Annotated in this window: 7 protein-coding genes and 2 rRNA genes; 4 read left to right on the top strand and 5 right to left on the bottom strand. The window is 44.5% G+C overall.

All coding sequences use genetic code 11. From position 1 onward, the window contains the following. From DYU05_RS20085 to DYU05_RS20070, 4 genes are all read left to right on the top strand, one after another. Window positions 1–97: ribosomal RNA gene (locus DYU05_RS20085) — 23S ribosomal RNA — on the top strand; the annotation flags it as partial. A gap of 153 nt (window positions 98–250) precedes the next feature. Continuing rightward, window positions 251–362 (top strand): 5S ribosomal RNA (gene rrf / locus DYU05_RS20080). Between the two features lie 405 nt (window positions 363–767). Further along, the gene (locus tag DYU05_RS20075) at window positions 768–1,115 is read left to right on the top strand and encodes a hypothetical protein (RefSeq protein ID WP_117384958.1); all 348 of its coding nucleotides are present in this window, start codon (window positions 768–770) and stop codon (window positions 1,113–1,115) included. 93 nt (window positions 1,116–1,208) lie between these two features. Next, window positions 1,209–1,925 carry a hypothetical protein gene (locus DYU05_RS20070; RefSeq protein WP_117384957.1) on the top strand — a complete coding sequence of 239 codons (717 nt, stop codon included), beginning with the start codon at window positions 1,209–1,211 and terminating at the stop codon, window positions 1,923–1,925. Between the two features lie 337 nt (window positions 1,926–2,262). Here the strand turns inward: DYU05_RS20070 and DYU05_RS20065 are convergent, their stop codons facing one another. The 5 genes from DYU05_RS20065 to DYU05_RS20045 form a co-directional block, all read right to left on the bottom strand. Further along, a complete protein-coding gene (locus DYU05_RS20065) occupies window positions 2,263–5,361 on the bottom strand; it encodes an SIR2 family protein (RefSeq protein WP_117384956.1) in 3,099 nt (1,032 codons plus the stop codon). 170 nt (window positions 5,362–5,531) lie between these two features. Then, entirely contained in the window at window positions 5,532–6,206 is a 675-nt protein-coding gene (locus tag DYU05_RS20060) for a cytochrome b/b6 domain-containing protein (RefSeq protein ID WP_117384955.1), read from the bottom strand. A gap of 151 nt (window positions 6,207–6,357) precedes the next feature. Then, window positions 6,358–7,449, bottom strand: a complete 1,092-nt coding sequence (locus DYU05_RS20055; protein WP_117384954.1) for an AAA family ATPase — start codon at window positions 7,447–7,449, stop codon at window positions 6,358–6,360. 177 nt (window positions 7,450–7,626) lie between these two features. Further along, window positions 7,627–9,192 (bottom strand): hypothetical protein, encoded by a 1,566-nt coding sequence (locus DYU05_RS20050; protein ID WP_117384953.1) that lies wholly within the window; start codon window positions 9,190–9,192, stop codon window positions 7,627–7,629. Beyond that, window positions 9,189–11,027 (bottom strand): glycosyltransferase, encoded by a 1,839-nt coding sequence (locus DYU05_RS20045; protein WP_235854072.1) that lies wholly within the window; start codon window positions 11,025–11,027, stop codon window positions 9,189–9,191. Before DYU05_RS20045 ends, DYU05_RS20050 begins: the two co-directional genes overlap by 4 nt. Window positions 11,028–11,044 lie beyond the last annotated feature (17 nt).

Below are 11,044 nucleotides of genomic sequence, written 5' to 3'. Positions count from 1 at the left end.
TTATAGGATCGTAGCAGACTACTACGTTGATAGGTTACAGATATAAAGGTGGTGACATCAAAGTCGAGTAATACTAATTATCCGAAGCTTTCTCTAACAGAAGAATTTGCTGTTGTTTTCTCTTACAAATTACTTCTTTCAATAATATGTCATTGTTTGTTCAGACAAATGGCGGAAAGACAAAAGACGAAGGACAGGTTCCTTCATCCTTACTCCTTACCATCTTTAATCTGACGAACTATTAAAATATTCAGGTGCCTATATCGGCGGTGTCCACCTCTTCCCATTCCGAACAGAGAAGTTAAGCCCGCCAGAGCCGATGGTACTGCAGTAAAATGTGGGAGAGTAGGTCGGTGCCAAATCTTAAAGTTAAACCCCCGTGCATATGCATCGGGGGTTTCTTTGTTTATAAAACTTTTCTGGAGCTATGTCTTAAAGGATGTACACCGGTGTTCTTCAGCCTGCTCATTGCCGCAGGGGCTACTTCTTTTATCTTGATACAAAAGAAGCAAAACATCAAGCCAGAGCGAATGCTTCCCCGCTCCCTGCCGGTTCTTTACGCTTTCTCCGCGCCTTCGCGCAGTTCGAAAGCTAAACCGCCATTCCCGCTAGCGCATGGCCCGCCCGCTCTGGCATACCCCGCTACCATCCTTTGTCTATTATCTATCGTCCATAGTCTCTCCCGAAAAACTATTTTTTAATTAAAACTTAAATTCTCCCGCTTTCGGCATTGGTTTTGAACTGTTTGGTATCTAAACAAAACTACCATGCAAACTTCAAACACTTTTAACCTCACCGACGATAACCACACCGCTACTTATCCCGGTGCTGAAAACCCATTCTCGGTGCCGCAGGATGCCGATTTTTCTTCCGGTGCCATGACCGACGCCGAAGACGACGACCTGTTCGACGATGATGAGGACGACCTGGATGATACCGAAACAGCTGACCTGGACGACGACTTGGATACCGACGCCGATCCGCTGGCTGATGTGGATGCTGATGACGACTATATAGACGTGGACGATGAGGACGAACCCGAAGATGACGGTGGCCTTAGCGATCGCGAAGATGTTGACGAGGACGACGACAGCACAAGCGGCAGCCGCTTCTAAATACAATACTGATCACTAAATTAACCAGGCGCCCTTCATCTGCACAGATGAGGGGCGCTTGCATTTAGGGCACTATCGCCTATCTTTAGGGGCATGATCCTGAAACGCCCCTGGGCCTTATTCTACATCCTGCTGGCATGCCTTAGCCTGGCGTTCCAGCTGTTGGGTTACTTGGCGTTTAACGTGTTTACGGCAGCGCTCGCAAGTGTAGCGGCGGCTTTAGCGGCAAATCAGTCCCTTGTACTATTTGTGCAGGGCCTGGCTTCGTTCATCCTTATCATGGGCCTTTGCCGGGTACTACGCAACGCGGCCGAACCATTGTGGATCCGCCTAATCGTTATAGCCATAATTGCACTGCGCATTACCTTGCCGGTGGTGTATGTGCTCACGGTGCAGCACTTCTTTGCCGTGCCCGGGGGTATGCAGAGCATGTTTATCCTGGGTATCTTAACAAACACCTGCATGTATGCGGCATTCTTTTTTGTGCGCAACAAACCTATCCGCAGGTATTACCGCGCCTTTGCCGTACTCGGCACGCTAACCCTGTTGCTGCCCTACGCAGGCCCTTACGCCGCCGAAAACTTTAGCATACACTGGCTGCCCCAAACTGCCGACGTACCCGGCCTGCTCACCAACATCCCGCTCATCCTCCTCTTCCTGCGGCTTTACACCAGCCCCATACCCGCGCCTCTGCACCCAACTACGCCCACCGGCATATCACCGCCATACAGCCCCGGAACAGCATACACCGCGAAGCCACCTCCGCAAGCACCAACTCCCGCGCAAGCCATTGCCGATACACCATCTTAAACATTTTCTTTAAAAAGGTACTGCATCACTTCGTACGGAACGACAGCCCCGCTATACGCTCATACGCGCACAAGCCTTAGCCACAAGGCCGGTATCCGCTGCTATCGGGTTTAGATGGGATTGGTAGTGCTGAGATGTTGTTGAATTGTTTACCTGTCAGTGAACCATAAGCGGTGACGCTTGCGGTAGCGAAGGATTGTAAAGTGTTTCTTTTGTTAATTACCTAATTACAGACCACAAACCACGCAGTTGACAGTAACCAGATGCTGAAATGTTGTAAAGGTTAGTAGTCAGCAAATCATAACCGATAACTTTCATTAAAGTTGAATTTAAGCTATTAGTTCATATAAACATCGACTGCAACAGGTCCTCTATAATTAAACATAATAGAGAACGAAATACGACTTCCTACTTTAAGATCCGTCCAATCGATCTTTGTAGTATGTCTATATACAAAGATGTCGTCCCCAAAAGCTTCTCTTTTTACAAAAGCATAATTTGCCTCCAAAACAGTTATAGAACCTTTGTATTGACGAACGCTTTCTTTGGAATCAACCACACCTCGCGGATTTCTCTTAAATTCAATATTTACTTTTGTTCTTGAAAGTCTTTCGAATTCAATTTCTGCCTTCTGAATATCGTTATTGATAAACAGAGCTCTTGCATACCAAAACTGAGCTTCATATCTGTTGTCCCCAGAAATAAAAGATCTTCTGAAATAATGAATTATTTCTCCATAATCTGGGTTTGGCCTCAAGCTTAAAAGCAATGCTAATCTAAAGCTTACATCTTTATCGTTAGGGTTTAATGCAATAGTTTGGTCAAGAACTTTAATTGCTTCTTCAAGTTCCCCTTTATTCTCAAGGGTTTTAGCAAATCTCAAAGATATATATGGGCTGGCTTTATTAATTTCATAAGCTTGCTTTAATAACTCCAAAGCACGTGGTTGGTTATCTATTAATTCTTTGAATCTAGCTTCTATGTCAATTATAAACTCTTGCTCTGGAAAAGATTGTTTTGCTATTTGTAATGTTTTTTCAATTTCCTTAATTAAGCTTTCGACAGCTGGCGCAGTATTACTTTCGATCGCATCTTTTAGCAGGAGCATTTTCGCCTTTATAATAGTATGATGACTGTGGTGGCTGTTGGATTTCTTGAGTATTTTGTGGCAAAGATTTATTGCGGAGTTTACTAATGTATTTCTCTCCAGCTTATTGCTTGACTTTTCCGCCTGTTTCAGTGTGTACTCAGCTAAAGAGTGTGAAATCATAGGATCATTCGGCATTAGCTCTAATGCTCGTTTCAGAAAAGCTTCTACCTTGGCGGGAATACCGCCGGGAATTGACATCTCCATAATTGCACGTTGTTGCAGCAATTTTGCGTCGTCTGGGCTACAAAGTTCTGCTGCGTCGTATAAATTTCGGAGTCGTATAGGGTCATTGAATAATGGAATAAGTTGTTTAGCCTTTGTCATAGCTAGGAATGCTACGCGATCACTGTTGTAATCAATATCCAAATAGCTAAAAATTCTTATATATTCATCGTACCTAGATTGCTCATCAACAAGAACAGTCTCGAATACCATCTGTGCAATTAACGGATGTCTTGTTTTATATATATAATCGTTAATCGTGTAATTTCGTTCATCAAAAACAATATATTCAAGTGGTTTAAAAAACTTAGACTTAAATTCTTCAAAGCCAATATTATGTACTCTACTGATGAGCCCTGCCCTAGCATATGTTCCTAATCTATGCAGAATTGCAACAGTCAAGTACAAAGATTTAGCTGACTGATTTGGTATTCCAATGAACTCATTAAAGATTATTTCTTCAAAAGGTTTACCTGACGTTGCCTCGTGAAGTGCCACCAATAAGACCCTTCCAGAACGCTCTGAAAGCAAGGCTTTCTGTTCTTCTATGTTTTTGTTTGTTAGATATCCTAAAGATTTGTGAATAAAGAGTTTCTTAATTAACTCTTCTATTTCTTTCTCTGAAAGGTAGGTTAAAGTATACTCTTGATCGATATAGGATTGAATCTCGGACTCATTAAGTAAGTTAATCTTGGCAGTTGAAACTATGGTGATCGGTATTTTTTCTTTCTCTAATTTATCTATTAGCAATAAAATAGAGTTTTCATATTCAATAGCATTATCCACAAAAAGATAGATTCTTTCTTTGATGCAGTTGTACAATTCAATGAAAGGCTCATAACGTATATTAGCGTTTGGTTTAAGGTAGATACAAAACTTTTCAAATGTTACCGATGACTCCCAAGCTATTCTTTTTAATAGAACCGATTTCCCTGAGCCGGCATAGCCTTTTATGCAAAAGAGGTGCTGTGTAGTTTCTGACTGATAGTGTTTATTAAATATCATGTCTTCTAGCACCCTATCTTTCAAGGTTCTATTTATATCAAGATTTTTGATTATTGGATCCCAATTTTCGAAATACCCTTTATAAAATGCCTCCGGAGTCGTATTAACAGACTGCATAGAACTATGTACAAATTCAATTTCTTGATCAATTAGCTTTACTAAGCTTTCGGACGGCTTGTACCCGCTTAAATCAATTGCGAATTTTCTGTAAATAGGCTTGTCAAAATTAGGTATATAAGTGGACAGCTTACGTTCAATTTCCGGAATTTGCAATAACAACTTGTCAATAAACTCTTCATATCCAATCGGTATTGGGCTAATTTTTCTCTCATTCCAATAACCTATTTCAACATCTGAAAACTTTGGACCAACCATATAAGACCGAGGTCGTCCATCCTTCAAGCTTTCAATCTCCTTTAATATTGATCTTATGTTCCAATCTTGATTGCTATAACCAATAAATAGAAAAATATAGTCCTGGGCAAGTTCTCTCAGCTTTGAAAATAACCGTTCTCTGTTTTTTAAATGTGTGATGTACTGCTCTGTCGATAATATTAATGGGAGTTGTTCGTCGTTGATGTACGTAATTGTGCCATGTAGCTTGTAATAAGGTACAGAGTTCTGGTTTTTAAATATATCTTGCTCTCGAGTATTACGATAAACAACTGAGAGTGACTGAGCTGCTTCACGATTTTTATCGTAAGCTTTCTCAAGTAGAAGATCATAATTAGTTGTAAAAATCGACTTCCAAGAAAAATTCGAAAAAGCCACTTGTTTTTCATTTGGGGCAAATGGTTCAAAGATGTCGTATATAAATCTTTGTACATCGAATAAACTTGAGGCTGAGATAGCCAAGTCCGAATTGTAGGTCAACGGGTTGCCAACATAATCATTGCCTAAAAACTTGCGTGCAATGTCATCTGAAAGTGCCTGACCCAACGGAGCTTTTCGACCTTGAGGATGAACTGAATTATATGCGAATCCACTTCCTAGAAATAAAACTACATTCTTGTTTCTAATCTGATCTACAAGGATTTGCGGCAATAACTTTTCTGACATAACTGGTCTAGGAATATAAAAGAAATTTAAATATATTTAATTACTTGGACGTTTCAAACTGCACCTTAAATTATTGCGCCACTACCGCAAGCGTCGTTGCTTGCGGCGGGTTCAATGTCGACGTCTTAATGAAATTTGAATAGATTCCGCCAAAGTAAGGCAAGCCGCGCTTACTGCTTTGTGCCGCCATTGATCATATCTGATACAATGCCTTTACCATCCTTACGTTCGGCCAGGTAAACACCCGCCAGGTGCACTACTATAAATGCGATGATGAGGTACATGCAAAAACCATGTATTTCTTTTATGGTGTGGCGCATGCTTTTGTAGGCAGCAAGTGCATCCTCAAACGCTAAAAATAAACCCGTGAGTGCCATAATTAACAACAGCAGATAAAATGCACCATAAATTAGCTTCACGGTAAGTTCATGCCGCCCAACCTGCCGCTCGGCCTCAACGGTCTGGAATTTTTGGTAGGCGCTTTTGAGTTGGCGGATAAACTTTTGATCGGCAAGCTGGAAAAATTCGAGTACAAGCCTGAAGGCCAGCAGTGCTGCCAAAGCATAACCGAAATAGATGTGTACGGCCCAAACACTATCGCTAAGGGCGTGTACTGCTGGGCGCAATTGATTATCGGTAACCGTACTACCCTGCTTCTGTAATTCACCCTTTATAATGCCTGAAGTTGTACCGTCGTCAGTAATGGTGGAATTAATAAGTACCGTGATAAGCGAGCCGCTGATAACGATAAAGTTCAGCCAATGCCATAATCGCAAAGGGCGGGAGTAACTTTTACGTTGTGTTACATTGGCGGGGTTGGTTCGCGATGGTTGTATAACTGACATAAACAAGGGGGGCTTGGGGGTTTATATTAAAGCAATGAATGAAATAAAGATAATCTTTGTTTTTAAAAGTTTACTCCATGCTGTGGTGATAGTGCTTCGAGAGGCTCAGTAGGTGGAGGTTAAGAAAATTAGTTGATACTGGTTAGGCTTGTTAGCCGGTATGCCCTGCAAGCAGTTTGCTTACTGTGCCGGTGCTAATGCCAAGTACACGGCTGATGTGGCGGTAACCGTGTCCCTGCCGGTGCAGCTCCTGGGCTTGCTGCTGCTGTAGTGCCCGGGTGCGTTTCTGCAGGTGCTCGTCTTCGGTACTGTGGCCATCAAACATGTACTTCAAATTATTCAGCTCTTTTACCAGGTGGCCGGTGCATACGTTCTGCTCGCCGTATTGCTGCTGGGCGCTGCGCTGTTTAATCTGTTTAAGGTAGCGTTTAGATGGGTCGCGCTGGCTTTGGCCTATGGCAAAGGCGCTGTCGGCAAAGTTGATGAGCATTTTGCTGCCCTGCAGGTCGTTCACGGTAATGGGTTTGGCGGTGTTGCGCTTGGGGGTATGGGCCAGCGCCAGTATGCTGAGCTTGTAGGTGGTTTTTAGTGCCTTTAGCTGCTGCATCAGCGGGAGGGCATCGGCGGCGCGTTCGGTACTGCTGCGGATGCAGGTAAGGTTATCAATAATGAGCACGCCGGCATTGGTGCGGGTAATGGCACCCTCCAGAGCCGAGAGGATGTAGGCGTTGCGGTCGTCATAAAAAGCGGGGTTATCTGCCCGGGGGTTAAGTTCGGCCCGGTAAAAGGTGTGGCCAAAGTGCCGGCTGCCCGCCACGGGGTGCTGGTACCGCTGCTCAAACTGTTTGGCCGTAAGTTCAAAATCTACATACAGCACGCGGGCGGGCTGGGTAAGCTCGTTGGCAAAGGGGCCAACGGCGGTGTGGAGGGCCAGGCTGCTGCCTATTTGCACGGCCAGCACGCTTTTGCCCAGGTTGGTATCGGCAAACATAATGCACAGCTCATGCTCGAACCAGAAATCGCCAAACAGCCGTCGGGGCGCAGGTTTGTTGCGTTGCTGCCGCATCCACTCGTCGCCGGTTTTGATGAGCAGCAGCTGCGAGCGGGAAGGGTCGGCATACACGGTAGGGTCGAGGCCATGTTTGCGGAGGCGTTTGGTGCCGCGGCGGATTTCGTCGCGTATCTGGTTAATAATAGCAGGGCGTTCGGAGCCCTCGAGGGGTTCGTAATAAGATGCAGGCATGAAAGGTAAGTTTTGGGAGGTTTATAATCGAGAGCTGTAAATATACAGAAAAAATTGTATAAATACAAATAAACCTGTATTTAGCAAAACTAATTGCTGCATAAAAGTGTGGTTTTTAAAGGTTTAAACGAGTGTTCAACCCCGCGCAACACAAAAAAACCTGAACACTTTTGAACGCTATTTCACCACGCGGTAGATAACCCAGTCGTCGGTTTCGTACACTTTTTTAAACTGCAGCTGGGGGATATTCTGCTTAATGCTGATGAGGTAGCGGTTGTTCAGCTGGGTGTAACCGGTAACGGCGTTTTTGGCGGTGGCTATTACAATGTAGTCGGCATACTTGTCCGGCGACTCCAAGGCACTCAGGAAGTTAGGCTGATACGGCATGGTGAGCGTATGTATCTTAGCCGAGTGCACAAAGGCCACTACTGAGTAGGCAGTGGCATCGTCAACCACTATGCGGGCATCATCGGGCAGGCTGTTGATGTAGTTGGCTACGTCGGCATTCTGGGTCTCGCTTTCGTCGATAGTGCGGGTAGTAAGTACAGTCATGAAGTTACGTTCTTCAGGCAAACTACTGTGCGCCAGGAAATACCACCCGGTGTAAAGCTGCAGCGCCATTACCACCCCCATCATAATCCGGAACGCTTTCTGGTTCTTTACGGTGTGTAATTTCACCATAACCCCCAGGAAAGCCAGCATCAGAAATATGAGGTAGTACTGGTAGCCCAGGTATACCTTGTCGTACTTCAGGTGCAGAAACTCTATGAAAGCAAAGGGGGTAAGTATAGTAAGCACCTGGTAGGTACTCTCGCGGAAAAGGTATATGGCGATGAGTATCATAGGGCAGAACAGGATGACGCGCGCAGACAGCAGCAGGCTAAGCTCGGGTATCTGGTAATTGGCATTAGTAGTCTGCTGGTCGAAACTAAGCTTATCTACCAGTACGTTCCAGGTGGCATAGGGGCTTTCGTTGAAGTAGTTGAGGTCGCTGGCGTGGGTGAGGTTCAGTAGCTTGTAGCAAATTACAGCCACCAGCGGCAGGGCAAATAATATAATGTACAGCGCAAAAGTTTTGTTGGTAAGCTTACGCCTCAGGCTAGGGCTGTTAAAGCTCAAAAACAGGCGGAAGATGCTCTCCTGCTCGCCCAGGTTAAGGCTGTGCAGGGTAATGGCCAGTACCAGCGGTAAAAAGAACAGCGTAAGCCACACGAAACGATAGTCGCAGAAGATGAGCGTTACCAAACATATACTGGCAATTGACACGTGGAAAGTGGTGTTGCTGCGGTAAAATTTAAGCAGGTTCAAGAAGAACAGGAAGAAGAACATCAGTATGAGATAGATGCTTTTCCCCGAACAAGCCACGTACAAAATGCCAGGGTGGAACAGGAACATGGCAAGCAGCAGGTACATATAAAAGTCGTCGCTTTGGCGGCGGATAAGGGTACTTGCACTTACATAAAACAATACCGCCGTGCCAATTGCCGACGCCAGCACCGGCGCCAGCGTATAGCTGATGAACGTAAAGAAAAAGGTAGTGAGGAATGGTATCATTGGTGCGGTAAGGCCCATTACCTTTAGGCGTGCACCGACGCCATCAAAAACTATACGCGCCTTTTCTATGTAAAACAACGACTCGTGATTGTAGTACCCAAGGTTGTTAAGATATATACCCGCCACCAGGTAATACACCATCAGTATAACGCTAAGGAACAGTAGGCTGGCCGATCTGCTGATTCTCATTTTACAACGTTTGTAGGGTTATTTACCTTGCTTAAACCGTGATTGGTTTTCTCCCAGTAAAAGGGATTAACAACCAGCTGATACAGCCCTTTATAGGCTGATATGCTATGCATCAACCAATAGATTGGGTTTGCGATAGCAAACAATATCAACTCGTAATACCTGCGCTTGAATACCGCCATCATGTTTACATAAATCATGAGGATATTGCCAACCATCAGGTTAAAAATAGACATGAACAGCACCCAATCCGGGAAAAGTGTACGGATGCTGGTGAGGTCAAATATAATGTAGCAGATAAAAAAGGTTAGCAGCAGTGGGTAAACCAAAAATATCACGGGAGTGGCGCCGATAAAGAAGTTAAAGCCAAGAAAGCCTTTCCAGCCTATCTCCCGCCACAAAGCCGCAGGATTACGCATGTGAACCAGGTAGGTTTGCATGTAGCCCTTTATCCAGCGAGAGCGCTGACGGATCCAGTTAAAGGGTTCGTTATTTGCCTCTTCGTAAGTAGTGGAGTTGATAATGGCAATCTTGTAACCTTTGGCATAAGCGCGTACACCCAGATCGGCATCTTCTGTTACGTTAAAGGGATCCCAGGCGCCAAGTTCAACTAGTTCGGCCAATTTAAAGTGGTTACTGGTGCCGCCCAGCGGTATTGGGATATCCAAAGTATCCAGGCCTGGCAGCATGTAATCAAACCAATAGGAATACTCCAGGGTGAACATCCTGGTAAGAAAATTCTCATTACGGTTAAAGTAATTAAGCGCGCTTTGTACGCAAATGTATTCCGACGGGAGCTTACCAAACAGCGAAACCACCTTCTTTAGCTGGTCAGTATCAGGGATGTCTTCAGCGTCATAAATTGTAAGGTATTTGCCACGCGCGAAGTGCAAGCCGTAGTTACAAGCCTTCGGCTTTGTTTTAGGCATATGAAACGGCACCACCACTACTTCGAAAATCGCAGGGAAATCAAGGTTGCGCACGGCATTCAGCGTCTTGTCATCGTCTTCCTCAATCAGCAGCTTTACGTCCAGCTTATGGCGCGGATAATCAAGTGCCTGCAGGTTCCAAATTAACTTCTTTATCAGCTTATCTTCTTTATAAACCGGCAGCAGGATGGTGTAGATAGGCAGCTCGTCATCTACCACCTGCTTCAGCTCGTCTTTGGTTACCGCCTGGTGCAGCTCGAAACGCGAGCCAACTAAGGCCAGAAATAACTTGAAGATAATAGCAACCAAAAAGAAGGAACTGATGATGACGTTAATGATGATAGAGGTGTTCTTAAAGCTTAAAACCAGCCCTATTGCCACAACGGCTATCAACGTGAATATAAAAACCAGTTGCGGCGACGAAAAGGTAACAATAGCTGAACTATCCGGATCGCGCTTGAGCAACTCAAAAACTGATGATTTTACATATTTCTCACCAATAAGCTTGTTGCTCAGCCAGGTAATATCAAGATCCGACGCGAGGATGATCTCCGGGTCAAGGTCGTAAGTGAACTTTATAAAGTCAATAAAAAGATCATCGTCAGGGTTGGCCATTACTACCACAACCTTGCCGTTTTCTATCCGCAGCGGTAACGCCATGCGCTCGCTTGCAAAAGACAGATCTATTTTGCTTAATACTTCGGTATCATACGGCAGATCTCTTATAGGCGCAAATGCGTAGCCGGCCTCAATTAAAGAACGTTCGTAATTCTTCCGGGAAATATAGCCGAGTGTGAGGGCTATCTTTATAAAAGACAGCCCCGACTCTTTAGAATGCTTTTCAATTTTTTCACGGTCATCTGCTGTAATAAAGCCGTCTTTGATCAGCAATTCAGGAATAGACATACGCATGAAAAATTAGT

It is taken from the genome of Mucilaginibacter terrenus, assembly GCF_003432065.1.
In the GTDB taxonomy this organism is placed as follows: domain Bacteria; phylum Bacteroidota; class Bacteroidia; order Sphingobacteriales; family Sphingobacteriaceae; genus Mucilaginibacter; species Mucilaginibacter terrenus.
This window is presented reverse-complemented; position numbering and strand designations above follow the sequence as displayed.